Annotated in this window: 21 protein-coding genes and 2 tRNA genes; 9 read left to right on the top strand and 14 right to left on the bottom strand. The window is 48.4% G+C overall.

The window, feature by feature from the left end; genetic code table 11:
• Nucleotides 1-5 precede the first annotated feature (5 nt).
• Nucleotides 6-1,451, bottom strand: coding sequence for a PLP-dependent aminotransferase family protein (locus tag W04_RS12465; protein WP_053911060.1), 1,446 nt, complete (start codon nucleotides 1,449-1,451; stop codon nucleotides 6-8).
• A gap of 92 nt (nucleotides 1,452-1,543) precedes the next feature.
• On the opposite strand from W04_RS12465, the gene W04_RS12460 reads away from it, so the two are divergent.
• A complete protein-coding gene (locus W04_RS12460) occupies nucleotides 1,544-2,491 on the top strand; it encodes a DMT family transporter (RefSeq protein WP_053911059.1) in 948 nt (315 codons plus the stop codon).
• Here the strand turns inward: W04_RS12460 and W04_RS12455 are convergent.
• Nucleotides 2,448-3,311 carry a diacylglycerol kinase family protein gene (locus W04_RS12455; RefSeq protein ID WP_082342230.1) on the bottom strand — a complete coding sequence of 288 codons (864 nt, stop codon included), beginning with the start codon at nucleotides 3,309-3,311 and terminating at the stop codon, nucleotides 2,448-2,450. The genes W04_RS12460 and W04_RS12455 overlap by 44 nt on opposite strands.
• A gap of 277 nt (nucleotides 3,312-3,588) precedes the next feature.
• Between W04_RS12455 and W04_RS18985 the strand changes: the two genes are divergently transcribed.
• The 4 genes from W04_RS18985 to W04_RS12440 all read left to right on the top strand — a co-directional run bounded on the left by W04_RS18985 (nucleotide 3,589) and on the right by W04_RS12440 (nucleotide 5,264).
• Nucleotides 3,589-3,729 (top strand): hypothetical protein, encoded by a 141-nt coding sequence (locus W04_RS18985; protein ID WP_022944967.1) that lies wholly within the window; start codon nucleotides 3,589-3,591, stop codon nucleotides 3,727-3,729.
• Between the two features lie 173 nt (nucleotides 3,730-3,902).
• A tRNA-Ser gene (locus tag W04_RS12450) sits at nucleotides 3,903-3,993 on the top strand.
• Between the two features lie 23 nt (nucleotides 3,994-4,016).
• Nucleotides 4,017-4,109, top strand: a tRNA-Ser gene (locus W04_RS12445).
• 540 nt (nucleotides 4,110-4,649) lie between these two features.
• Entirely contained in the window at nucleotides 4,650-5,264 is a 615-nt protein-coding gene (locus W04_RS12440; protein ID WP_022944966.1) for a flavin reductase family protein, read from the top strand.
• On the opposite strand, the gene W04_RS12435 is transcribed toward W04_RS12440, so the two are convergent.
• On the bottom strand, nucleotides 5,242-6,357 hold the full coding sequence (locus W04_RS12435; protein WP_053911057.1) for an aminotransferase class V-fold PLP-dependent enzyme: 1,116 nt from the start codon (nucleotides 6,355-6,357) through the stop codon (nucleotides 5,242-5,244). The genes W04_RS12440 and W04_RS12435 overlap by 23 nt on opposite strands.
• Nucleotides 6,357-7,532 (bottom strand): monodechloroaminopyrrolnitrin synthase PrnB family protein, encoded by a 1,176-nt coding sequence (locus W04_RS12430; RefSeq protein ID WP_022944964.1) that lies wholly within the window; start codon nucleotides 7,530-7,532, stop codon nucleotides 6,357-6,359. Before W04_RS12430 ends, W04_RS12435 begins: the two co-directional genes overlap by 1 nt.
• A gap of 116 nt (nucleotides 7,533-7,648) precedes the next feature.
• On the opposite strand from W04_RS12430, the gene W04_RS12425 reads away from it, so the two are divergent.
• The 3 genes from W04_RS12425 (at nucleotide 7,649) to W04_RS12415 (ending at nucleotide 10,696) form a co-directional block, all read left to right on the top strand.
• Entirely contained in the window at nucleotides 7,649-8,134 is a 486-nt protein-coding gene (locus tag W04_RS12425; RefSeq protein ID WP_053911056.1) for an Lrp/AsnC family transcriptional regulator, read from the top strand.
• 80 nt (nucleotides 8,135-8,214) lie between these two features.
• Nucleotides 8,215-9,555 carry a carboxylesterase gene (locus W04_RS12420; protein WP_053911055.1) on the top strand — a complete coding sequence of 447 codons (1,341 nt, stop codon included), beginning with the start codon at nucleotides 8,215-8,217 and terminating at the stop codon, nucleotides 9,553-9,555.
• 1 nt (nucleotide 9,556) lies between these two features.
• Nucleotides 9,557-10,696, top strand: a complete 1,140-nt coding sequence (locus W04_RS12415) for a GNAT family N-acetyltransferase (protein WP_053911054.1) — start codon at nucleotides 9,557-9,559, stop codon at nucleotides 10,694-10,696.
• Here the strand turns inward: W04_RS12415 and W04_RS12410 are convergent.
• From W04_RS12410 to W04_RS12385, 6 genes are all read right to left on the bottom strand, one after another.
• On the bottom strand, nucleotides 10,667-11,263 hold the full coding sequence (locus W04_RS12410) for a DUF938 domain-containing protein (RefSeq protein WP_053911109.1): 597 nt from the start codon (nucleotides 11,261-11,263) through the stop codon (nucleotides 10,667-10,669). The two genes, W04_RS12415 and W04_RS12410, sit on opposite strands and share 30 nt — an antisense overlap.
• Complete coding sequence (locus W04_RS12405; RefSeq protein ID WP_231658142.1) at nucleotides 11,256-13,328, bottom strand: S9 family peptidase; 2,073 nt, start codon at nucleotides 13,326-13,328, stop codon at nucleotides 11,256-11,258. The genes W04_RS12410 and W04_RS12405 overlap by 8 nt, the downstream gene beginning before the upstream one ends.
• A 58-nt stretch (nucleotides 13,329-13,386) precedes the next feature.
• Entirely contained in the window at nucleotides 13,387-13,956 is a 570-nt protein-coding gene (locus W04_RS12400) for a hypothetical protein (protein WP_022944957.1), read from the bottom strand.
• A gap of 211 nt (nucleotides 13,957-14,167) precedes the next feature.
• Nucleotides 14,168-17,290, bottom strand: a complete 3,123-nt coding sequence (locus tag W04_RS12395; RefSeq protein WP_053911053.1) for an efflux RND transporter permease subunit — start codon at nucleotides 17,288-17,290, stop codon at nucleotides 14,168-14,170.
• Between the two features lie 9 nt (nucleotides 17,291-17,299).
• Entirely contained in the window at nucleotides 17,300-18,469 is a 1,170-nt protein-coding gene (locus W04_RS12390) for an efflux RND transporter periplasmic adaptor subunit (RefSeq protein ID WP_053911052.1), read from the bottom strand.
• A 254-nt stretch (nucleotides 18,470-18,723) separates the two neighbouring features.
• Nucleotides 18,724-19,338: a PQ-loop domain-containing transporter gene (locus tag W04_RS12385; protein ID WP_040643146.1), complete on the bottom strand. Its 615-nt coding sequence runs from the start codon at nucleotides 19,336-19,338 to the stop codon at nucleotides 18,724-18,726.
• A 274-nt stretch (nucleotides 19,339-19,612) separates the two neighbouring features.
• Between W04_RS12385 and W04_RS12380 the strand changes: the two genes are divergently transcribed.
• Nucleotides 19,613-20,752, top strand: a complete 1,140-nt coding sequence (locus W04_RS12380) for a PepSY domain-containing protein (RefSeq protein ID WP_053911051.1) — start codon at nucleotides 19,613-19,615, stop codon at nucleotides 20,750-20,752.
• 12 nt (nucleotides 20,753-20,764) lie between these two features.
• Here the strand turns inward: W04_RS12380 and W04_RS12375 are convergent, their stop codons facing one another.
• The 4 genes from W04_RS12375 to W04_RS12360 all read right to left on the bottom strand — a co-directional run bounded on the left by W04_RS12375 (nucleotide 20,765) and on the right by W04_RS12360 (nucleotide 25,743).
• Entirely contained in the window at nucleotides 20,765-22,303 is a 1,539-nt protein-coding gene (locus tag W04_RS12375) for a PH domain-containing protein (protein ID WP_053911050.1), read from the bottom strand.
• Nucleotides 22,293-22,808: a PH domain-containing protein gene (locus tag W04_RS12370; protein ID WP_022944951.1), complete on the bottom strand. Its 516-nt coding sequence runs from the start codon at nucleotides 22,806-22,808 to the stop codon at nucleotides 22,293-22,295. The genes W04_RS12375 and W04_RS12370 overlap by 11 nt, the downstream gene beginning before the upstream one ends.
• A gap of 9 nt (nucleotides 22,809-22,817) precedes the next feature.
• Nucleotides 22,818-23,672 carry a D-hexose-6-phosphate mutarotase gene (locus tag W04_RS12365; RefSeq protein ID WP_053911049.1) on the bottom strand — a complete coding sequence of 285 codons (855 nt, stop codon included), beginning with the start codon at nucleotides 23,670-23,672 and terminating at the stop codon, nucleotides 22,818-22,820.
• A 112-nt stretch (nucleotides 23,673-23,784) separates the two neighbouring features.
• Nucleotides 23,785-25,743 carry a methyl-accepting chemotaxis protein gene (locus tag W04_RS12360; RefSeq protein ID WP_053911048.1) on the bottom strand — a complete coding sequence of 653 codons (1,959 nt, stop codon included), beginning with the start codon at nucleotides 25,741-25,743 and terminating at the stop codon, nucleotides 23,785-23,787.
• Between the last annotated feature and the right edge of the window lie 151 nt (nucleotides 25,744-25,894).

Here is a 25,894-nt window from a genome sequence, read left to right as displayed (position 1 = left end):
AATAATCATCCCTTTCGCACTTGCTGGCAGAGCGTTCCCAACCGCGCTACTGCCACTTCCACTTTATCGCTCCAAGGAATACCATAACTCAGGCGCACACATTGACGGTATTTATCGGTAGCGCTAAATATTGAGCCCGGTGTAATGCTGATCCCCGCGTCCAACGCCAAATGAAAAAGTTCAATCACATCGTATTGGCTTGGTAACTGCAGCCACAAGACACAGCCGCCCTTGGGATTAGTCATCCGCGTTTTTTCCGGAAAATGCTGTAACACCAGCGCCCGCATGCGCTCCTTGTTCAAGGCTAGGCGCTGGCGTAGTGTACGTAAGTTTTTGTCGTAATCGCCACTACTCATAAACTCGTACAGGGTCCACTGATTCATCAATGATGATGAACAGCTAATCGCCCGTTTTAAGCGTCGCGCTTGCGCTGCATACTTACCAGCAATCATCCATCCTACGCGATAACTCGGCGCCGCTGTTTTAGACAGCGACGAGCAGGTGATCACTTGCCCTTTGCGAGAAAAGTATTGCGCCGGTTTAGCATGACTATGTTCATACGCCAATTCACCATACACATCATCCTCAATAAGCACCGCCCCTCGTTCCTCAATCATGCGCACCAGTTGCTGGCGGCGCTCATCGGACATTTGCGAGCCCAAGGGGTTGCTAATTGTAGTAGAGAAAATACAGGCTTTGATGTCGTGCTCTGCGAAGGCACGCGCCAAATCATCTGCACAGACACCTTCTTCCGGGCACATTGGGATCTCTATGGCTTTCAGCCCCAAACTTTCAATCATCTCAATGATGCCGAAGTAACAGGGCGATTCGATAGCGACAATATCACCCATTTGCGTAACGCATTGCAGCGCAATGTTTAATGCTTCTTGCGCGCCATTGGTAATAACGAGCTCGTCACTATTCACACCGATGGCAAAATCTAAATATCGACCGATGATCTCTTTTTTTAGCGGTGCAAAGCCGTCCAGTGGGCCATAGTTAATCGCTTGGTCGCCGGCTGCGTTCATTACCTTGCGCATAGTTCGGCTCAGTACTTTATCGGTGGCACTCACCGCCACCGGGTTGGCGATCCCCAGCGGGATCACACCGGGCTGATGTAAACCATCGAAAACCTGTTCAATTAATGCCTGCTTGTTAACTGCCACGGGCGAGCGCGCCAGTCGTGAACGTTTAGGCTGGCTACACGGGAGCACCGCCGCATTTAAGTAAAACCCAGACTTTTCCCGGGCGCTAACCACCCCTTGACGTTCTAACTCCTGATACGCTTGCTGTACCGTGGGAATGCTAACCGAGAGTTTCTGCGCCATGGCCCGCAGCGAGGGAAGTTTTTCCCCTGCATTTAAGGTGCCGTGTTGCTGCATATCTTTAATCAGGTCGACAACTTGCTGATAAAGATAAACAGCGCGCTGCTTATTAATCGTCCGCGACATAATCTGTATAGGTATCAAAATCACTTTTCTGTGTATGTACAGTATACAGAATCACTTTAAAATACCACCTTTTACGATCACGAGAATTCATCATGAACAACATCCTGCTTTATGTGGTCACTGTGCTCATTTGGGGCTCAACTTGGCTGGCGATTGAGTTTCAACTAGGTAGCGTCCCCGTGGAGGTATCACTGTTGCTGCGCTTTGCCATAGCAGCGCTATTGATGTGGGGATATGTGCTCATCAAGCGCCTCCCTATGCGTTTTAATCGCCGCGATCATGTCTTTTTTGCCTTATTGGCATTGTGCAATTTTGGCGCGAATTACCTTATTCTCTATTGGGCACAAGCCTATTTAACCTCGGCACTGGCCTCGATTGCGTTCAGTATGCTGTTGTTGATGAATATCATTAATACCAAGCTGTTTTTCTCTCGTCCCATCGCCAAACGCATTTATTTTGGCGCCCTACTGGGCGTGGTAGGGATTGCCGTACTGTTTTGGCCGGCAATTTCGTCGTTGGATTTAAACAATGGCGTATTAATTGGCTTGCTGCTGGCGTTGTCCGGTACTTTAGTGGCATCGTTAGGGAATATGGTCAGTGTTCGTAACTCACAAGCCGAGGTCGGAATTTTACAAGGTAATGCTTGGGGCATGTTGTATGCAACCCTAGGTTTAAGCTTATATGTGTTACTCACTGGCGCCAATGTCGACTTCGCAACAACCACAATGAGTTACTGGCTATCGCTGCTTTACTTAAGCACCTTTGGTACGGTCATCGCCTTTGCCTGCTACTTCGTGCTATTAAAAAATATTGGCCCTGAGAAAGCCAGTTATGTGATCGTCTTATTCCCGCTCGTAGCCGTAGTATTAAGCACCCTATTTGAAGGCTTTGTATGGCAAGCGAACACCGTGTATGGCTTTGCCTGTGTACTGCTTGGCAATGCCATTGTGCTCACGCCAGTGCACAAAATAACGGCTCGCTTTCGTAAGCCCCGTGTTACCGAGGTACCACAAAAAGCAGTGCGTCCGCTTGGCAGCTAATCATGGCGGGCGTGGTGCCAAGGTATTCGCCATCGGCTTCAATACCCAACCCTACAGTTGTCACCTCACAGCGCTTTATAACCGCTGTGGTGATCTGTGCAAGGCGGGTATGCGCGCCAATGTAACTAAGTAATAGCGCCAAGCCTTGGCGCAGTGGCGCGCCTTGAGCAACGCTAAGGTAACTTAGGGCGCCGCTTGTCACATTGGCATCCGGCGCTACCTTCATGCCACCACCAAAAAACTGACCATTGGCAAAGCAGCACATCAGCTGGCGTTGGTTTGTCACCTTGCCACCAATTTCTACCCTGACCTGCGGGTTAGAGTAGGTATACAAGTGCTTGAGCCCCTCCCAGCTATATCGCCAACGGGCTAATCGGCCTTTTTTATTTTGCGTTGCGCGCACCACCTCAGCGTCATAACCAACGCCAGCCACATTAACAAAGTAACGATCGTTGATTCGCCCTAAGTCGATACGCTGTGCCGGCGCCCGCAGAGCTGTAGCTAACCAATGCGCTTGGCTAACACGCCACTGCCGAGCAAAGTCGTTGCCACTGCCACAGGGGATTAATGCCACCTCAACAGCAGTGTAGGCAAACGCATTAGCAGCCAAGTGTAAGGTGCCATCGCCACCGAGCACCACGACCCTTGTTAAACCATTGCTAAACGCTTTCAAATGTTTTAAATCACGCGCAAAATCCCCGGATGTAGCCATGCAGGAATAACCAATAGCCGCTTGCTGCAAGCATTTTTCGAGTTGGTCGAGCGCCTTTTTTTGATAACTGGGGTGATAGACCACCAACCAAGATGAACAAGTCGGCAAATGGACACCTTAAAACAAATATGTTTTATCTGAATAAATATGCAGCCTATTTTAATACAGAAAGCTTATCAAGCTTTAAACCCTTAATATAATAAGGATCGAGGCAAAAGCATACAAATATAATCATGCATAAAACACGCTAAAACGAAACTTAACAAAAGCAAAATACATAAAAAAAACTTATGCGAAAGGGCCAAAATTTATCGTTTTATTTTTAACCACTTCAGCCTCACAATAGCCATGTTTTCAGACACAGACATAGCGCGGAGCAACCAAGATGAACCCAGTAAACACATTAAACCAAACGGCAGCAAGCCAAGTTGCAGTGAAGCCCAGCAAGCGCAAAGCAAAAATGCTGGCAAAGTTAAACCGCTTCGGTAAGGAACTCGCTCTTAGTGGCGTCGTTCGCTACAAGTAATAAGTTAGCTTAATGTTACTTTGGGTGTAAGGCACCAACCAGCTTTACACCCTCAACCTTCCCCTCATCGCAGTCTAAAATACCCTCTATTTCACTGAATTAGCACAAAAATCAAGCAAACGACCGTTTTTCTATTTACACCTGCGTTTTGCCTCAGTATTATCCTAGCCCATGGAGAGATGGCAGAGCGGTTGAATGCACCGGTCTTGAAAACCGGCATGGGTTAATAGCCCATCTAGGGTTCGAATCCCTATCTCTCCGCCACATTTTACAAACTGATTCGCGCCGGAGAGGTGGCCGAGTGGCTGAAGGCGCTCCCCTGCTAAGGGAGTATAGGGTTTGTAGCCCTATCGAGGGTTCGAATCCCTCCTTCTCCGCCATTAGTTATAAGAGAACCGCCTTTACGGCGGTTTTTTTATAACTAAATTTCGAGAAGGCGGACTTGGTGAGGACCCTTTGTTCGACAAAATGTCGGGAACATTTTGAGCCGCGAAGGCGCCCGTAGGGGCGAGTGTATGGATACACGAGTGCTCATCCCGAGTCGAAGCCATTAGTTAAGTTAAAAAACCGCACATTGTTGCGGTTTTTTGCTTTTCGGCGTTCAGTCGCAAGCGTCCGGCCTTCGGCGTCTCAGAACTTGCGAAGCAATACTTCGATTTCTTCGACCCTTCTCCGCCATTAGTTATAAAAGAACGCGCACTAGCTGCGTTTTTTATAACTAAATTTCAAGTAGGCGGACTTGGTGAGCACCCTTTGTTCGACAAAACGTCTGGAACATTTTGAGCAGCGAAGGCCCCCGTAGGGACGAGTACAGGGCGTGCGCGCGCTTATCCCGACAACCGTTATCAGAACCTGGCCTTTACTTTTTCACCACGTTTGCCACCATAGCGCCCCATTATCAACAGCGATGAATATTCACTATGCTACTACACACCCAAGACGCAGAGTCTAGCCAACAACTTTATCAGCACCTTGTCGGTGCCATCACACCTCGCCCTATTGCTTGGGTCAGCACCCGCAGCGCCACTGGCGTCGATAATGTCGCTCCTTACTCATTTTTTAGCGTGGCCAGCTGCCAACCGCCGGTGTTATCAGTTACTCATGTGACACCGCGTACAGGAGAGCCGAAAGACACATTGAAAAACCTACTGGCAACCAAAGAATGTGTCGTTAATATCGTTACTGAAGACTTGCTCACGGCGATGAATCAAAGCTGCGCCAACTACCCAAGTGATATCAGTGAATTTACGGCCGTGGGTATTGATAAACACACTAGCCACAGTGTATCCGTGCCAGGCGTTGCCGCTGCGCCAGTACGCTACGAGTGCACGCTGCGAGAGGTGATTGAACTTGGCTCAGAGCCGGGAAGCGGGCAGGTGATGTTGCTTGACGTTAAAACCATCGACATTGACGATGCTCTATTGGTCGATGGTCGCATCGCACCAGAACGTTTGCCCACTATAGGTAAGCTAGGTGGCGATGCCTACGCACATACCACCCGTCAAAGCGTACTTAGTCGCCCAGTACTCGATTAGTGACGCTGAGTAACGCCGCAATATCTTGCTCATCATTATAAATGTGCGGTGAAATACGAATACCCAAGCGGCGTTCATCGACGCTGATACAGGCTTTGTTAAGTTCCGCTATCAGGGCCTGCTGATGACGTCCGCCATGGACAATCAGGGTACCACTGCGCTTCTCGGGCTCCTTGGGCGAGACAATCCACTGCTGCAGGTGCGACCACAGCAATTGTTGCATGGCCAGGTTATGGTTACGCACCTTATCGATGCCGTACTTATTGAACCAGCTAATACTGTGCGCGGCCAAAACATAAGGTGCAATATTGGGGGTGCCGCCCCAAAAGCGCAAGGCACTGGGATGATAGTCAAAGTGATGAATATCAAATTCAAAAGGATTGCTGTGGGAAAACCAGCCCACGTCTTTGGGCTGACAGTGCGCTAATTGCTGCTCACTAACCCATAAGTAAGCGGCTCCAGGTCCACCACACAGCCACTTTACGCTCGAGCCGATCATAAAGTCGGGTGCCACTGCGGTTAAATCCAAAGGGATCACCCCCGCTCCCTGAGCTACATCGATTAGCGACAACACTCCCCGCTTTTTCGCGTACTCACAGATATGAGCAACCGGGGCCTGCTGCCCAGAGTTGGAATACACCTGACTAACAAACACCAAATCAACCTCAGTGTCTAAGTAATGCTGCCATACCTGAGCATCACTGACATCTTCGTGAGCCGGTATAAATCGCAGCTGACAATCCTCAGGTAAGGCTTTTTGCAACACAAAGCCCATACTCGGGAAGTCTTGCTCACTGAGCAGCACTTTGCACCCACCTTTCGTTAGCCGTGGGTGGGCCATTAGCAGTTTGGTCAATGCACTGGATAAATTAACCTGCGGGCAAAATTGCCCAGCAGAGCTATTAAACAACCTCGCGAGTGCTTGAGTAAACTGTTCAATAGCCTGCAGCCATTGTGACCAAGGCTCTTGTTGGCCCTGCTGCCAAGGCGCAAAGAACGCCTCATTGAAGGCGTGCTGTGCGGTTGTTAATGGCCGACCCACCGAGTGGCTGAGTAAGTAGGGCCCTTGAGGCAAGGCAAAGGTATCTTTCATTAGTTGTCCACCAACGCCGTTAATGTGGCGATATCGTGATAACGGGTGTGAATATCATCGCGCTCACGCGCGGCGCGCTTATCGCGCAGATTAGCGAGTTCGGCTAACAGCACAGGTAAGGGCGGTCCACTGGCCGTTACCTTAGTTTGATGCTGGCTACCAAGATTTTCATTAGGAATACGAATATACTTATCAACCAGTTGGTTATGATGCTGAATTGCCGTTTGCCCATGCAATTTACACACCCTCAAAAATGCTCTGAGGTTTTGCTGAAACCAGGAACTGCTATGCTGCTGCGGTGCCACCGCTAAAAACTCATCCATAATCGATGGCAAACGCATGCAATTGCGCAGTACGCGCTGATCTTCTGGCATCATGTATAAAAACTTCTCTACCAGCATTTGTGAATAAGCCGGTTCATTAGCACAACATAACCCCAACAACATATCGATTACGTTAATACCAGCAAAATCACCGGCATTGGCGCCCCGATAGACCTCTTTGCCAACCCGATAAGGCTTGTAGTAAGGGCGCACGGCATAAAAGAACTGCTGTGCATCAAGGTGCTGAAATAAATAGCGGTTACTCTCCAGTACATCTTTTAGCGCTTGCTCGGCCACTAACAATAAATCAGGAACCACAGGGTGAGAAATACCCAAAGGCTGGATACGCAACAACGCATCGGCGGCCCGCTTGAAAGCCACTATGCCCTTAGTGTTGTAGTCAACAAACAAGCGTTCATCGGGCAGATCAGTAAAGCGTTTATATTGACCATTGATAGCGCGATTGTGAGTGGTTAAATGCGCCGTTGCAAAACGAGGGGTAACGCCTATCGACGCGCCAATGTGCATAGCCAGCGTCGACGCTTGTTGCAGCGGAGAATGCGTTTCTCGTGACGGCTCGGTGATTTCATGACGCCGACACGCTGCCATATATAAGCCAACATTGCCGAGCAAATCAAAGGCACTATCGAAGCCCTCATCGGTATTGCCCTCATCAACTAAATTAGCTATTAACGCGTCTCCTTCGTCTGTGAGTTGCTGCTTCAGTGCATCGCCGACACCATGGACATTGGCACGATCGGCCTGTGCTTGGTAGCGCTGTTCTAATTGATTATTAATTTCGACAAAACGACTGCGGATCCAGTCATCAAATTGCTGTGCGTGCGGTGTCATAGAAGCTACTAAAATAATGCCTTACATAAGATAAAAATAGCATAAAGCCGGTGGTGCTTTTTATTAACCTCCACTAATATAAACGTATAAAAACAATAAAAATCACCATTTAAAAGATGACAAATAGCGATAACCACTCAAAAATTAAAATAGATGCCAAAGACCTGCAGTTACTTGCGCTGCTGCAAGACAATGGCCGGATGAGTGTCAGCGAGTTAGCGCAGCGCGTTAATCTTTCAGATACTCCTTGTATTCGCCGCATCACTAAGCTGCAGCAAGCTGGCTATATTCGTGGTTACCATGCCCGTTTAAACGCCCAACAACTGGGGTTTCATGTTACCGTCTATGCGCTTGTTAAATTACAGCAAAACTCCGCTCAGGCCGCCGATAACTTCGAAAGCCAGGTGGATGGCTTTTTAGCGGTGCAGGAATGTGCGGTGATCACCGGTGAGTACGATTATTTGCTAAAAATTATTGCCAAAGATCTCGGTGACTACGAACACTTCGTCAAACATACTCTCGGAGGCCTTGCGGAGATTGCTGCCATTGACTCCACCGTGGTTTTAAAACAACGTTTCTCTCGCTGGCAGCTGCCGCTGTAGTTGTATATACAGGGCGCTACCAGCTAGCTGTCAGTACAGTGCTTTGGTATGCTGCTAACTTGGATTAATGGAGTACTCCCATGCGTATCATTATTTTTATGCTGATGTTGATCAGCGGTGTAGGCCACAGCAGCGAAACTTGCCTCGATATAGTCAGCGATGTCGACACCATAATGGCGGCGAAAGAACAAGGCCGCTACCGCTACGCCATTGGTGATGGCCAAGCTGCGGTTGATATCAGCGACAACCCTAGCTTTGCTACATATTTACGCCGTGCCAATCAGTGGCTAAAGACACACAACCCACGCGCCCACACTCCTTGCCCCGTAAACACAGCCACAGTGCAACTGCTGCAGCAGCAACAACAGCTTCCTGCCAATACTCAGGTGCATCATTTACTCAGCCCGTTTGAGCTGCGTCAGCATAATAATGACAAGGTCGCGTTGCTGTTTCACGGCCTTACCGACTCCCCTTTTAGCTATCATAGCCTCGCAGCCTATTTCTATCGCCAAGGTTTCACCGTGCGGACAGTACTGTTACCAGGCCATGGCAGTGCCGCTGCTCAGCTTCAGGACACCGAGTTTTCGCAGTGGCAGCAACTTGCTCGCTATGCCATAAACCGTGCCGCTAACGAGTTCGATCAGGTGGTGATTGGCGGCTACTCAACCGGTGCGGCGTTAGCCATGGCCGAGCTTGTAGCCGAGCCTGATAGAGCCAATATCCGCGCCCTTATGCTTTGGTCTCCCGCCAGTGAACCACATAATAAAAATGGCTGGCTAGCAAAGTGGATTGATCGGGTTCCGTTCGTAAACTGGATCGATAAAGACGCCGACATAGATTTCGCCAAATATGAAAGCTTTCCTTTCGCTGCCGCAGCCCTAGCCCATCAAGCCATGTCGCGTATTAATCAAGATGCGCTGACTGAAGCCGAGCTGCCCAATATTCCATTATTTGTTGTTCAAAGCGAGGTCGATACCACCATTGATGCACGCGCGACCTTAAATATGCTCAAGGTATGGCATGACCCGCAAAAGCGTCCGCAAACTCGGCACGATATGTTGGTATTTTATGGTCAACAACAAACTGCCAGAGCATTGTTAGGGCCCACGATCGATATTCGTAGTTATTCTTGTCAGCGTGGACGGCCTCCTTGTGAGAACGTTATTGATATCTCTCATATTGGTGTGGTCAACGCGCCACAGCACCCGTACTATGGTCGGCAAGGGCTTTATCGTAACTGCGGCAGCTATTTAGAGGATGATGCCCGCTACCGCCAATGCAAAGTGGGTGAGGTGATCGTCGGTGAGCGCACCGCCGCTAACCTCTCGCAGCAGCGGCCGCTCAAGCGCCTGACCTATAACCCGTTTTATGTGCAGCTAGAGCAAGATATGAGCGCGTTTTTAGCTCGGGTCATGCAGTAACATGGCGGCACTGACGCATCGCTTCTTTACGTCGGTCACCGAGGTTGGACAACCCACTTGGCAACGGTTTTTCAGCGCTCACCCTTTTAGCCAATATTCGTTTATTTACGCCCTAGAGCAATCCGGGAGCGCCTGCGCACAATCCGGCTGGCAGCCCTACCACCTAGGTTTATACCGAGGTGAGGAGCTGGTCGCCCTATGTATAGGCTATATAAAGTCTCACTCTTATGGTGAGTATGTATTTGATTGGAGTATTGCCGAGGCCTATCAGCGATACGGCTTTGACTATTACCCTAAATGGCTTAGCGCCATCCCCTTTACGCCCATCACCGGCCCGCGTATCGCTTACCATGATATTGACCCACAGCAAGCGGCTATCGCTCTCGCCAACGCCCTAGATCACGAAGCCGAGCAACAGCAATGGTCGGGATGGCATATCAACTTTTACAATGACGACGTCAGCCAACACTTGGCACATCCCCCTTTACTGAAGCGTCAAACCGTACAGTTTCAGTGGCGCAATCATGGCTATAACAACTTTGAGCACTTCTGTAGCGCACTGAAGTCTCGTAAGCGCAAGCAAGTGTTAAAAGAACGAGCACAGATTGCGGCGCAGCAGTTGCAGGTACAAGTGCATCAAGGCCGGGAAATTAGCCCCGAGTTAATGCATGCAATGATCCGCTTTTACCAGCAAACCTACCTCAAGCGCTCAGGCCACCTGGGCTATTTAAGCGCAAACTTTTTCACCCAGCTACTCACGCTGATGGCTGACCACTTGGTCATTATCAGCGCTTGGCACCAAGGCACCATTGTCGCCGCAAGCCTTTATCTGCGCGACCAGCAAACTTTGTACGGCCGATATTGGGGTTGCGATGAGCAATTCCAGCACTTGCACTTCGAACTATGCTATTACCAAGGTATTGAATTGTGTATAAACGAGGGGCTAACAACCTTTAATAGCGGCGCTCAAGGGGAGCATAAAATCGCCCGTGGCTTTGCGCCGATTTTCACCCACTCCTGCCATCGCTTTTGTGACAGCCCATTCACCGCCGCATTAACGGACTTTGTAGCTCGCGAAAGTGCGCAGCTGGACTTGTATAGACAACAATGCTTAGCGCTTAGTCCGTTCAAAGTGCAGTAACTGATTATTCGCAGGCATCGCTACATCATCAATCAAGGTCAGCCCCGCTTGCTTGGCTAAGGCGACCAGCCATTGTTGCTCCCTAATACCACTGCGTGGATCGCGTTGTTTGAGCATAGCATCAAACTGTGCATTGCTGGCACTGGTGAACTGACCTTGATACTTAAATGGCCCGTAAATACATAACTGACCATGCACTGGCAAATGCTCACTAACCCCTGCAAAGAACGCCTCAACCAGCGCTTCGCTGACAATATGAAGGGTATTGGCAGTGAACATACCATCTGGTTGCGATACCGGCCAAGGCTCACCGATATCGAGAGACAATGGCGGTAACAGGGTGTCACACTGTGCCTCTTGCAACCATAGCTCGATGCCATCATGGTTAGCAGGTAAATCGCTGGTTTGCCACAATAAGTGCGGCAATCGAGGAGCGAAATAAGCAGCATGCTGGCCAGTGCCCGAGCCAATCTCAAGCACCTGCTCAGTATTTTTAAAAATACGCTTTAATTGCGCCAATATTGGCGCTTTATTGTTTTCACACGCCTGTGAAAAAGGTTTATTGATGCTCATCTTCAGCCAAAGTATGTAGGAAGAAGTTAAACTCAAGGGCTTTCTCTTGCAGGCTTTTGAAACGCCCAGAAGCCCCACCATGACCCGACTCCATGTCGGTTTTAAATAACAATAGATGATTATCGGTTTTGTATTCGCGCATTTTCGCAACCCATTTCATCGGTTCCCAGTACTGCACTTGTGAATCATGCAGCCCAGTGGTTACCAAAATATGGGGGTAATCCTGCGCCTTGATATTATCGTACGGGGAATAAGCCGCGATGGTTTGATAATCGCCCTCGTCGTTGGGGTTACCCCATTCATCATATTCGTTGGTGGTCAGCGGAATGCTCTCATCCAGCATGGTGGTCAGCACATCAAGGAAGGGCACATGACAGCCAATCGCACGATACAAATGCGGAGCCTGGTTAATGACCGCCCCCATCAGCAGGCCACCGGCACTACCACCGCTGGCGAACACTTTATCCTCAGCACCATAACCCTTGGCAACCAACGCCTCGGTAACATCAATAAAGTCATTGAAGCTATTTTGCTTATGTTTGAGCTTGCCTGCTTCATACCATTGCCGGCCCAGCATCTCTGAGCCACGAATGTGCGCAATAGCATAGACGAAGCCACGATCGAGTAAACTCAGGATGGTGCTAGAAAAGCTTGGATCGATGGTAATGCCATAGGCACCATAACCATACTGTAACAACGGGTTGCTGCCATCGCCTTTAAATAAATCACGGCGGTATACCAAAGAAACAGGCACTTGCTCACCGTCACGCGCAGTGATAAACAAGCGTTCGCTGGCGTAGTCATCGGCATTAAACTCACCCACCACCTGCTGCTGCTTCAACAAGGTTTTCTCACCCGTGGCTAAATCAAACTCAAACAAGCTACCGGGCGTTGTTAAGCTCGAATAAAACACCCGCGCCTTGCTCACATTCGGTTCGGGATTCATGGCCACACCGGCAAAGTAGCAAGGGTCGGCAAATTGCAGTGGCATGGGCGTTCCCGCCACCTTGCCTTGGCGGTGCTGGTACACCACAAAGCCTATCTGTCCTTGCTGACGCTCGGTGAGCAACCAGTAGTGCTCAAACAGCTCGACACTCTCTAGCAGCACATCCTCGCGGTGGGCAACGAGCTCTTGCCATTGCTGTAAGTCGGCTAATTGCGCGGCAGTGGCTTGCATAAAGCGGAAGTTCTTCGCCTGCCAATTGCTGACGATATAAAAGTGCTCACCTAGCTTATCAATATCATACAGGTGCCCTTGGGTGCGCGGCAGTAGCTCCGTTACTGGAGCACACGGGTTATCGGCATCAATAGCGAAGGTATGGCTGGTTTCTGTGGCTTCTAAATCGATAAAGATCAGGCTCTCGTCACGGCTTTTGCCCAGCCCCATGTAAAAGCTGCGGTCACTCTCTTCGTATACCAGCACGTCTTGCTCTTGCGCCGTACCTAAGCGATGACGAAACACCTGATAACCCAGCAGTGTTTGTTCATCTTTACGCACATAAAAAACTGTTTGGTTATCGTTGGCCCAGACTACTTGGCCTTCGGTGTTAGTGAGGGTGTCGCTAAGCAGCTCACCGGTGGCGAGATCCTTAAACGCCACGGTGTAGATACGTCTTCCCGAGGTATCTTCGGCATAGGCAAGAAGCTGCTCATTGGGGCTCACTGCCACCTCACCTAAATCATAGAAGTCATGGCCTTGTGCAAGCTGATTAACATCCAACAGTAGGGTTTTATTATCACCATTAAAACTGGTGGCACGAAAATGTCGGCCGTATTCTTCATCACCACTGACTTCGCTGTGATACCAATAAGCGCCATCTTTGACCGGCACGGTATTGTCGTCTTTCTTTATGCGCCCTTTGAGCTCGGCGAACAGCTGTTGCTGGCGCTGCGCAGTTGACGAAAGCATTTGCTGACAATAACGGTTTTCCGCCTCTAAGTGCGCTAGAACTTCGGGGTTTTCACGCTTATCGTCACGCATCCAATAGTAATCATCTTGGCGCTGCTGACCATGGTGGGAAAGTAAGTGGGGAACCTTTTTGGCGATGGGTGCTTGCACAAATGACCTCAATACACTGAAACTGAGCCGTCAGTGTATCATTTGCTCAACAGGGCGACTATTCCTCTACTTCTTGCCAAGCTGTTTGCCAATTTAAGCCAACGCCTGGTTCGTATTGATCGTGGTTTTTACCACCCAAACGACACAGTTCGGTATACGGCCAAGGCTTGCAACGGTACACCTTACCAGTCGCTAAATGCAGTACTCGGTCACCAGCGCGATAGGACTCGTGGTTAACAGGAAAAATGTGATCATAGCCGGAAGCCATTTCTCCTACCTGATCTTGGCTTTTAGCTACACAGTTATAATTAATGACTACCTCAGTAATGCCACAGCGACTACTGGCATAAATTTCATTACCACGATAGCCAACAATCAATCCTTGCTCGGTCATGCGCCCAGCCTGCATTAAAGGGATATGAGTGTTAATGTATTGCGCCACTTCACGGGACCAATTCTGAGGTTCCCCTTGCTGGTCCGATTCAATATTGATGACAAAACTGAGATCTTTGACTAGCCCTTGGGTGTCGTATACTTCTACTTCAACCACGTCGCCACGAAACAACTGGGTATGGCTACTAAGCGTGCCCACGCTGATCCATTCACTTTCGGGTAGAGACTTCACCATTGCAAACCTCACAATTTGGCTTTCCTAAACAAACCAGGTAGCAACCCAATAAAGCTTAATTAAAACTTAAAGGTAACTTAATTTTTAACCAGCTGAAAGATTAATATTCTACTTTCACCCTTTGCTATAGCGCAATAAAGTATTGGTTTATTGAAGCAATATAATACTTTGATACTAAAAAAGGGAAGTCTCCTTCCCTTCTATTAGTTGCTTACGCCTTTGCCGCTTTTGGCCTGCGACTGAATAACTGCCAGAACTTAACAAATGCTCGGCGTACGTCAGCCAGTATCATATATAAGCAAGGTACTAAAATGAGTGTCAGTAACGTTGCGTACATTACCGCAAAGCCTAATGCTACGGCCATAGGGATGACGAATTTAGCTTGTAGGCTGGTTTCGAACATAATGGGTAGGACACCGGCAAAGGTAGTAATCGACGTCAGGGTAATAGCACGAAAACGGGCGCAGCCACCCTCAACCACTGCCCTGGCCGTGCTATGTCCTTCACGACGCGCTTGGTTGACAAAGTCAGTCATTACCAATGAGTCATTGATAACCACACCGGCGGCGGCGATTAGGCCGAAGAAAGACATGGTACTGAGGTCAAGACCGAACCAAAAATGCCCCCACAATGCCCCTGTTAAGCTGAACGGGATCACCGACATCACAATGAATGGCTGGCTATAGCTCTTCAGCGGCACAGCCAAAAGAATATAAACAATGATCATTCCGGCAATGAAAAACAGCATTTGCTCATTTGCCTGCGCTTGCTGCTCTTCAATGGAGCCGCCAAGCTCAGTTTTAACCGAGGGAAAGTCCTCTTTTAGCTGTGGCAGTAGGTCTTCTTTAATGCGTTTAACAACGGCTGTTGGCTCCACCATTTCTTCATCGATGCTGCCATACACATAGACGGTGCGGTAACCCCCCTCACGGCGGATATAGCTCACACCCGGGCGCTCTTGAAGTTCAACCACATCACCTAACATAACTTCTTGACCGCTAGGAGTCATCACTACGGTGTGTTTTAACGATGAGAACGCCTCGCGCGTGAGTTTAGGGTAACGCACCATCACCCGTACTTCTTCACCATTGCGGATCACCCGTTGCGCTTCACCACCATAGAAACTTGCCCCAACTTGATTAGCAATATCTTGCAAATCTAGACCCAAGTCATAGGCCACTGGCTTGAGACTAAGCTGCACTTCCTTGCTTGCTGGGTCGATGGTTGAACTAATATCAAACAACCCCTTTTGCTGTTGCAGCATCGAGATAAACTGACGCCCAGCGGCATTAAGAGTATCAATATCGGAACCAAATAGTAGGTAACCGAATTCGCCGTCCCCTCCCGGGTTACCGTTGACATCATCTTGGATAGTCAGTGATTTAATGCCGGCTATTTCTGGCATAGCTTCGCGCCAACGGCGCGACAGTTCAAAAGCGTTATAAGGGCGAATTTCCTCTTCAACGAGTGGCGCCAACACTGTGGCTTCCGTGCGACCTTGGTTAAACACCAACAAATCACGCACCATTTTTTGCCCAGCTTGTTGTTCGGTTTCGCGATCAACTTCACGCACCATGGCTTCAATTTTTTGCACCGCTCGGATAGTTTGCATGTCCGAGGCATTGTCGTTCATCTCGATATTAATTTGCGGGAAGTCATGCGGCACTTTTGGTGTGGGAACCATGCGCACATGGTTGCTGGCTATAAGTGTAAAACTGAGCACTAACATACCGATGAAACCTAATAGCACCACCCAACGCCACTCGATGCACTTTTCTACCGTGCGTCGGTAAGGGCCATTAACGAAAGCAAAGAATCGAGTGTTAAAGCGCGTTCTGAACCCATCTTTTTTAATAGGTGGGAACTTAGTATGAGCGATGTGCGCGGGTAAAATCAGTTTTGATTCAATCAAGCTAAACGCCAAACACGCCATCACTACCACGGCGATACCGAAGAAGAAGGCTCGTTCAGGACCACTTGATAATGTAAACGGCGCGAATACCGCCATCGTAGTAAGCACCCCGAAGGTCGCCGGTGTGGCGACACGTTTAGCGCCGCGCACCACATTTTCAACGCCACCGCCTTTTCTCTCAATTTCGGTATAGGCACTTTCGCCTATGACAATGGCATCATCCACCACGATTCCAAGTACCATGATAAAGGCGAATAACGATACGATATTGATACTAATGCCAAATAACGGCATGGTCATCAGGGCACCCAAGAAGCAGACAGGTAAGCCCACCATCACCCACAGAGCCAATTTAAAACGTAAAAACAAGCTCAACATAATGGCCACCAAAATGGCCCCTTGGAACAAGTTTTTCAGCATCATGTCCAAGCGCGCATTGAGGTAGTAAGTCATATCCATCAAGGGTACAAGACGCACTCCAGAGGGGAGCGACTCATTCTTACTGTCGATATAGGCTTTAACCGATTCGGCCACGGGAATCATATTTTGTTCTTTGGTTGCTTTCACGCTGAGGTAAATGGCGTTTTTACCATTGAACTTGAAATAACGTTCACCCTCGGTGAAACCGTCTTTTATTACCGCCACATCTTGCAGTAAGACCTTAGCGCCATTAGCACCAACTTTCACTGGAATAGAGCGGAACTCCTCACCAGAGTATGACTGCGCCTCTACACGCACAGAGATAATGCCGGCATCGGTACGTAATTGACCAGCGGAAAAGTTAGCCGAATAACGCCTTACCGCACTGGCCACATCATTAAGTGTGAGGCTATAACGGCGCAAAGTATCAGGCTTGATTTCAATAGCAATCTCATCGAGTGGCACATCGTTTTGCACCAACGACACATTGCTTAGCTGTAGTAACTCATCCTCAATGTTATTGGCTATAGGCTTGAGTTCTGTCAGAGGTAAATCAGCCACTAAAGACATGCCTATGACATCTTGGCGGAATTCTACTTGGCTAATGGTGACAGGCTCCATTCCCGCAGGAAAGGTCGCGATGCCATCAACACGCAGCTTAACTTTATCTAAAACATCGGTGAGCTCAACATCTGGGTCTATCTCTAACTGCGCGCTTCCTGAGTTGCGAAAGGCACGATACACCCCTTTTTCGATTTCAGTGACATCCTTAAGTGACTCTTCAATTTTGATCAGGATGCTTTCTTCAATCTCTTGTGGTGAGGCTCCCGGGTAATTAGCCTGAACGGTGATATAGTTGACTTCAACATTGGGAAACATCTGCCGCTGGATGGTCATGTAACTCACAATACCCATGATGATGATGAATAACATCATCAAGTTGGCAGCCACAGGGTTATTGGCAAAGTAAGCGATAATGCCGGTTTGTTTTTGCTGTTGCATTATCGGCTCCTACAGTTGATCCGTTGTCTTGGGGCTATTTTCAGAGCTATTTACAGCTCCGGCAATACGCACTTCCATGCCTTCTTGCGGGTACTCAGGCAAAGTGACAACCACACGGTCGTCAGCATCAAGGCCACCACTGATCAGAAAAAACTCTTCTTCTTCACGTACCACTTTCACTTGTCGAGGTTGCAGCAGGTTGTCTTTATTCACCACCCACACCGTCTGGTTATTCACCAGTTCTTGCGGCAGGCGGAAAATCTCTTTTAAAGTTTGTCCGGCGAACTGCACTTGCACATAGCTGCCAAACTTCAGCTTAGGCAATTGCCCGTGCATAGCGTAGGGATCGTTAACACGCACCACCAAGTTACTCATACGCGTAGCGCTGTCGACCACGCCTAAATCGCGATCGATCACGGCACTGCGAGTGAAGCCGTTTAACCCCTCCCGGATAATGGTGGCTGGTGTGCCGGCAACACGCTGTGGTAAAAAGGCACTGTCAAAACCAGCCACGGGGACAATCACTTCCGCCGTCTCGATATTGTTAAGTTCAGCTACTTGGCTACCCACAGAAACGAACTGTCCTTGGCCTACGTTTCGGCTGATCACTAAAGCATCGTAGGGGGCGCGGACTTCGCAGTTGTCTAAATCACGCTGAGCACGCTTTAACGCTGCTTCTGCTGATTTCACAGCAGCTTTGGCGCTGAGCACCTGAGGTTCACGCAGGAATAATGCAGAACGCTTTACACCCGGCGTACGGGCAGCTTCGTCTTTGGCGACGTCTTGTTGTGCTTGTTCTTCAATTAATGCCGCTTGGGCCCGAGCAAGCTCTGCTTCGGCTTGTAATACCGCCGCTTCATAGTTATCTTTTTCAATAGTGAACAGCAGCTCACCACGCTCAACAATACCGCCTGCAACAAAGCGTTCGTTCCAGCTTACCACCTCGCCGGTAACCTGCGCGGCAAGCTGAGTGCTTTCAAGAGGCTGTACCTCACCATATGTGGATAGCAACACTTGATGATCGTTGGCCGCAAGCTGCTCTACCTCAACGACTGGGCGTGTATCAACTTGCTTGGTCTCATCTGGCTTCTTTGCCGACACCATAACAGCGGCTCCAGCAAGCCCTGTTACTAACACGACTCCCAGCGCCACCAACAACTTTTTCAGTACCTTGTGCATACCCACTTACCTTGATAAATCTATACTCACGTTATATTAACAAGTTGCCGTGTATAAGTAAGGTGACATTTGTAAGGAAGTATTACTACTTTGCAGTTTCTTTACACCACGGCATCACCTGTAGCCATGACCGATAATACGTATCAACGAGATGGAGAGATTAGGTGACTTGAAAGGGCGACAAGAGAGGGCATAAAGTGGGGTATTTAAACGATGAAAAAGGCTGCATACGGGCAGCCTTTTTTACTTCGAACTTATGCCATAGCAGGACGATGACGGTAATATTGAATACAGGCTAATTGCGCCGCATTGGTCAATAAGATCATCACAAAGTTAAGAATATGCGACACGCTGGGCGCCGCCATATAAAGTTCAGCCGTCAGACCAAAGCACCCTGCCAAAAGCTGCAACATAAAATAGCGCGCACTCAAGTTACTAACATCACCACTGCGCAAAGTTTTATAGGTTTGTGGCATAACGCGAATTGAGCTCATAACCAGACCAACATACGTCAGAGCGATAAGCAGACTATCGGCATCAACGTAAGGGCTAGCCAATAAAGAGAACGGCGCCACGCTGAATAGTAGCATGTACAATAATTGCTTACGCTGCTTGGCTGCCGCATCGTAACGAAGAAAATAGTACAAAATAAGGCTACTGAGCATACCGGTCACCACAAAAGGTAAAACCATGTAGTAACGCTCAAAAAATAGGTTGAAGGCAATAAAGTAAATACTTTGTGCTACGCCAAAACTCATCATAAGCAAAGAAAGCCCAGAAACACTGCGGTTTTTGCGAACTTTATTTAGCATCGGCATAAAGCTAAAAGCTAAGATAAAAGACGAAATAATGGGCAAATACTCAGTCAAAGCAACCTCTTTTGTTAAACTAATCGTTAAAATAGAAAACAAGCCGTTAATAAACAAATGATTAATGTAAATACATGATTATTAACATCTTTTTGAAGGCGCGCATTGTATAGATGCTAGCCTACTAAGCAATAGCAATACGACACTCAACGCATCATGCAAACGTAAAGATATAATTACAGTTTTAGATTATGTTTACGCTTAACGAGTATGGTTGTATTATTTTTGATAATCGTTATTATTTGCATAACCGTCAGAAAGCTCGCTTAGTCCCATGCGTAAAACCCTATTTAAAATTCATAGCTGGTTAGCTCTTGCTGCCATGCTGCCACTACTGTTGATCAGTATCACTGGTGCTATTTTGGTGTTTAAAAGCGAAATAGATGGCTGGCTAATGCCGCAAAAACATTTTGCCGTCGCCAATACTGAACAGCGGTTGTCGCTTGATGCGCTCACCGAGCGCATCGAACAACGTTATCCAGAACATGTTATTGCTGCGTGGGAAGTATTTGATAATGACACTGCAGATAGAGTGTACACAATCAAAAAAGGCACCGAGGATTGGTACAAGTTCCACGTCAATCAATACACTGGCGAGACACTTTCTGAACCTGTTAGCACCACACATTACATTACCGATTTCTTGGTAGAGCTACATTACACCTTTATGCTCAATGACTTGGACTCCTTGCCAGGACAAACAGGAACAGTACTGGGGTTTTTCTTCGCACTGTTCTTACTGGTGTTAGGGGTTACGGGACTTATCATTTATCGCAAATTTTGGCGTCGTTTGTTCACTTTACGCTGGCGAGCAACGCTGCAAATTGTGCTCAGTGACATTCATAAAATGACGGGGGTTTTTGGCTCTCCCATTCTCATTATTTTGGCGATCACCGGGGGCTACTTTAACTACGCTGTGTGGTATCACGAAGTAATTGAACATGCCGATGAAGAGCACCCTGTGGTGATGAATAAACAACATTCGGCAAACTTATCACTGCAGTCATTAATGGACGATAGTCGCACCCAAATCGACAGCTTTAAGCCAACTTTTATCACGTTACCTCATGAGGGAGATGACCATATTACCTTTTGGGGAGAAGTCGAAAGCAGCAATCCGCTTTTCAGTGAATACGGTAATATGGTGACTTATAACCGTGACACGGGTGCCCATATGAGCAACTGGGATATCCGTGAGGTAGCATTTGGGTGGCAATTAATCGATAGCTTTCGCAAGTTACACTTTGGCTATTTTGCCGGTCTTATTAGCAAAATCATCTGGGCGGTGATCGGTTTAAGCCCAGTTTGGTTGGCGGGCACAGGGTTTTACTTGTGGTATGTGCGAAGCCGCCGTAAGAAGGCTTCTAAGCGTAACCGTCGTACACAAACACACCACAAGCGGGCTTATAGCTAGGCTAAAAAGCCATTAAAACCAAGCGCGCTGGTCGGTTTCGATATGAAATAACAGTCGATCGGCCAGCATCCGTGCTTGCTGCTCAGGCATAAATGGCAAGGTGAGACGCTTTGAAGCAAACTGAATACTAATGGTTGCGACCTGAGCTTTGGCCATTAATGTTGTTTGCACCACGCTGACCTGCTGCGCTTTAAAGAGCTCACACACCGTGAGCACACTGCCAATTAGGCCACTGCGATGGATTAAAAACTCCTGCCCTTGATGACTGACTAACTGCCAGCCAAGACGCTTGTATATACAATAATGGTAAAGCGCTAAAGGCAGTATTAATAGCGTCAACGCAATGAACGCCCAATGCATAAAAGCCGCCAATGAACAACTCACTGTAGCTAACGGCAATGCGGCCAATAAACCGACGCGATGCCGAAAGTAGCGCCGAGATACCGGCTGCAAATCACTGTCATAGTTAGCAAACCAAGGAAACATCGTTGCCATCATCTGGGTCATCTGCGCATGCGTTAACACCGGCAATAACAGCGATTGCTTATCCTGCTGATGTTTCGGGCCGAAGGTAGCCACTTGCGCAAAACTCAGGGTATAACGGCGCAATAATACCGCGACCCAGTTTTGCTTAATGGTCGCGCTTTGCACCTTGGTAAAACGCATACTGAGTTGCTGGCGCTCTAACAACCCAGCAACTCGACGAAAACGGGCCTGCTCGATAAAAAGTTCAAAATTATAAAACCGTAATAACGCCATGATCACTGAACCACCGACAGTAAGTATCACTGCGGCGATAAGCAAAGTGATCAGGGTTAACTCTTCAGCGTATGCAGCCAAGGGGTCGTGAGCATTGAAAAAGGCATCTAAATTAGCGATCACCACTTGCTCAAAGAGTCCATCGACCATATTCACAATAGGCATGAGGGCCGCTAGCGCCAGCAATGCCATATTCGACATTAACCCATATTTAGCCACTTCATGGTTCGGCAAGGCTAAATCAGCCGAGGTTGCTACTTGAGCCTCTTGCTCTGTATCAGCCTCCACTTCATCACTGCGCTGCTTCGACGCTAAAATAAAGCGACGTAGTTGCTGCGCATGGGCATTACTCAAAGCGGGTAAGACTATCTCTTTGTCACTGCTACCAGCGGCGTCAAACTGACAGTTTGTTCTTCCGAGGGGGGCAAAGTAAAAAGGCGTGGCAAGGTTAATATTTTGCACCCGTGTAAAACGTAACGCCAGACGCTCTTTGGTAAACACACCTTTATGAAGCAACACTTGAGCATCGCCTTGCACCCGAAAACGAAATGTTGCGTAATAAGCACAGCCGTACGCAACTAATGCCAGCAGCGCAATTCCTCCACCCCATGTTGCCCAAAATATTTTACGTTCAACATTTACAACAAAGAGCACCAAGACCGGCAACATATTTAAGAAGCCATCAGCGATAAGTCGGTAACCGGTATTCACAATGAAATAAAGAATCGCCCATGGGCTCAAGCGCTGCCAATGCTGCGCTGGTTCAGCTGTATTACTACTATTATTGCTCATCGTTGTGGTACTGCTGTATAACGTCGCGCAGGGCTTGGTTTTGTTGATGATGCAGTCCACTCATGGTTAGGTCGGCAGCAAAACCACCGGCACTAAATAACTGCAAGGTACTTACAGACCAGAGCCGCTCAAGTGGCCCATGATGAATTTCACTGTGCTGAATACGAGCAAAAGGAAGTAGGGTGGTTGTTCGCCAAATAACCCCCCGTTGATACATCACATCATGCTCGCGAATAGCATAGCCGCTATGACGATAAGTAAGATACTGCCAGAGTATGTGTAGGCATGCATAAGCTGGGAGAACGTAGGGCAACCAGGGACGCAAAGCGGCAAAATCAAGCGGTCGCAAATAGGCAACAGCGGCTGTAGCAACGAGCAACCCCACTAACCACAACAAGGCCCGAGTTAGGCGGTAGCCTAACGCCGCTCCCGGCAAAGGTTGTAATTGCACGGTTTGGTGCTGTGGCAGGTGCTCAATCTGCTCATTACTAAATGACGAGCCCATAGACCGTTACTAGCCCCAGCGAATAATGGTTGCTAGCGTGTGGCTTTGCTGCGCCGCAAGTTCCACTTTATCGTCAAGCACATTTGCGGCCTCTAAACACAGCATTTTGTGGTATTCGTCGTCTGCAAAGTTCGATAACCGCTGAGACTTATCTACCCAGGGGTTCCATAAAACACACGAACGCGAGTTTTCCCGGGCAACCTCGATGGTGCCGTCAGGGGTGCGAATACGCTGCAATGGCTGTGCATCACTGTAGACCATATCGGTTTCACGGCCAAAGTGAACCACTTCTTGTTGCTCAAAGGGCCCTTCACCAAACTCGATGTACTGTGCCCCCTGCAAGCCGTCTACGGATGTTTGCGTAATATCTGGGGTTGGTAAGTAGCTATGAAGTGCTTGTGTTAGTTGCACTGGGCTGTCACCTAAGTTGGTGTTAGTCAATCGTACCTCGAGCTGTTTATCGCTCAGTACATATTCAACCTCTAACTTGGTGTTGTGAGGCCAATAGGTTTTATCCACCTGCGCCATCGGCAAAGACAAGCTGATGCGAATGGCGTCTTGTTCTTCTTTTACTTCTTCTGCACGCCATAACGATACTCGAGCCACACCATGAATGGGCCATTCGGGATTTTGATGCACTCCAAACCAAGGCCAACAGATGGGGATCCCGCCACGAATACTTTTGCCTTCTTGGTAATCCTCTTCGCTTGATACCCAAATAAGTGGTTTTTGGTTAGCTGGAGTATATTCGGTCAGTTGTGCGCCTTGGAGAAAAATACGGGCTTGGCACAAGGGTGAATTAACCTGTAAGTATTCTAAACCCGACTCACATCGAGCAATAGTAACACTAGGTGAAAGCTGCATACTTCGTTCCTTCTTAAAAAAGCCAATGCAGCTTCACCATACCCAAATAATCATAACTAAGTAAATATATCGCGAAAATAATTCATCTCGCGGTCATGTTTTTACTTTGCATTTAGGTTTTAAAGCGCCCAACTAGGGCGGCCAATTGTTTCGCAAGCGCATCTAAACGCTGGCCACTGCTGTCTGTTTTAGTCGCCACCTCACTGACTTCATCAGCGGCGGTTTTAATCTCTACAACATTACGATTAATATCTTCCGCCACGTGCTGCTGTTCCTCTGCAGCCGTCGCTATCTGCGTATTGAGATCACTAATATCCATCACTGAGCGATTAATCTCCACAAACTGCTGTTGCGCCGCATTGGTTTGCTCAACAGTTTGGGTGCTGCGAGCCAAGCTTTGATTCATCTCTCCCGCTACCCTCTCGCTCATCGCCCTGAGTTTATCCAATTGCGTGGCTATTTCTTCTGTCGATTGCGAGGTTCGTTGTGACAGCGCTCGTACCTCATCGGCAACAACGGAAAAGCCGCGTCCATGCTCACCGGCACGGGCCGCCTCAATTGCGGCATTGAGTGCTAATAAGTTAGTTTGCTCCGCAATGGCGCGAATAACATCCAAAATGGAGGTAATACTTTCGCTCTCTTGTGCAAGCTGGGTAATATCACTGGCTGCCGAGGTAATCGCCTGCGACAACTCTGTGACACTGCCCACAGCTTCGGTAATGACTTCTTGCCCTTGCTCGGAGGCGTCGCGTGTTTGCTGCGCTAAATCGGCAGCATTGGCACAGCTTTGCGCCACTTCATTTGCGGTTGCCGCCATTTCGTTAATGGCCGTGGCAGCCATTGCAAGCGCCTGCTGCTGCTGATCAGTATAACCATTTAAGCTACTCGAAAGTGACAGCGAATGTGTTGCAGCCTCATTCACTTCTTTCGCGGTGTCATTTATTTGTGCCACTAACTTGGCAATAGAAGTTAAGAACACATTGAAGTTCGCTGCCAAAGCACCCGTCTCATCTTTCGAGCTTACTTGCAGCCGCTGGGTAAGATCGCCATCCCCTTCGGAGATATCCTCTAAGCCTTTGCTAACAGTAATAATTGGGCCGCTGATAAGCCCTGCTATGGTATTACCTAACGATGCAAATATCCCAGCAAGTACCAGGCAAACAATTATAATCGTCCACGTCATGGCGTTAGCCGCCGCCATCACCTCGCTTTGCGGCACCAAGCCAATAAACTTCCAACCTAGCTGTGGCGAGGTATAGAGGTGGGCATAGTAATCCTCACCGGCCAACGTCACTTCAAAGTCGCCATTACGACTTTGCGCCAATTCGCTAAAAGCGCCGTTGCTGACTTGGGAAAATTGTTTAAAATTATGCTCCGGATCCTTAGGGTTAACTAATACCGTGCCGCTATCTTCTACCAGCATGAGGTAACCCGACTCACCCAAAGTGATTTTTTTAACCATATCGGTGAGTGCCTTTAACGACACATCCATCCCCTGCACACCCACGACTTGCCCGCCTTCTTTCACCGCTTTTACGGTGGACACGATTACCGTATCATCAGCAGCCCAATAATAAGCATTGGTTCGCACCGTCTCGCCATTGGCATTTGCACCATGTTGATACCACGGACGTTGGGTCGGGTCGTAGCGAGGGCCGACGGCTGATTGTGGCCACTGAATATAGCCGCCCTCTTGATTGCCCATATACACATAGGCAAGGCCAGGATGGGTTTCGCCAAAATGGCTAAACAACGTAAACGCCTGCCGCTCAATTTGCGAGCCAGCTAGCGCATCAAGTTCGCTGCTGGTGTCACTGTTTTTATACAGAGTGACATCCGTGGTTGCTGCCAACACTTTGGGATGTGAGGCGAGAAAGTCCACATCTTTCACAACCTCGGCAAAAAACGAACTGAGGCCTCTATCAATCTGGATGACTTCGCGATTGGTTAAGTCTTGAAAGTTACTCAGCGCTTGGTCACGCGCTTGATTAATAACAATAACAGCAATGATACCCAGAGGTAGAATAATTGCACTGACAAAGGCCAGTAATAACTTGCTTCTAATACTCATAGTTGTATTGCGCTAGGTAATAATGATTAACTTTAGTTTCAATAGCCTAAACTCGCCACGTTTTTATAAACCTTAAACGTAACGGTTTTTATCAAGGGGGTGTAGTCCGCTTGGTATTTAAAGGTATAATGGCTGCTTTAGTCAGTTGGAG

Source organism: Pseudoalteromonas sp. SW0106-04 (assembly GCF_001293805.1).
Lineage (GTDB): Bacteria > Pseudomonadota > Gammaproteobacteria > Enterobacterales > Alteromonadaceae > Pseudoalteromonas > Pseudoalteromonas ruthenica.
Note: the sequence above shows the minus strand (reverse complement) of the source record. Positions and strands in the feature narration are given on the sequence as shown.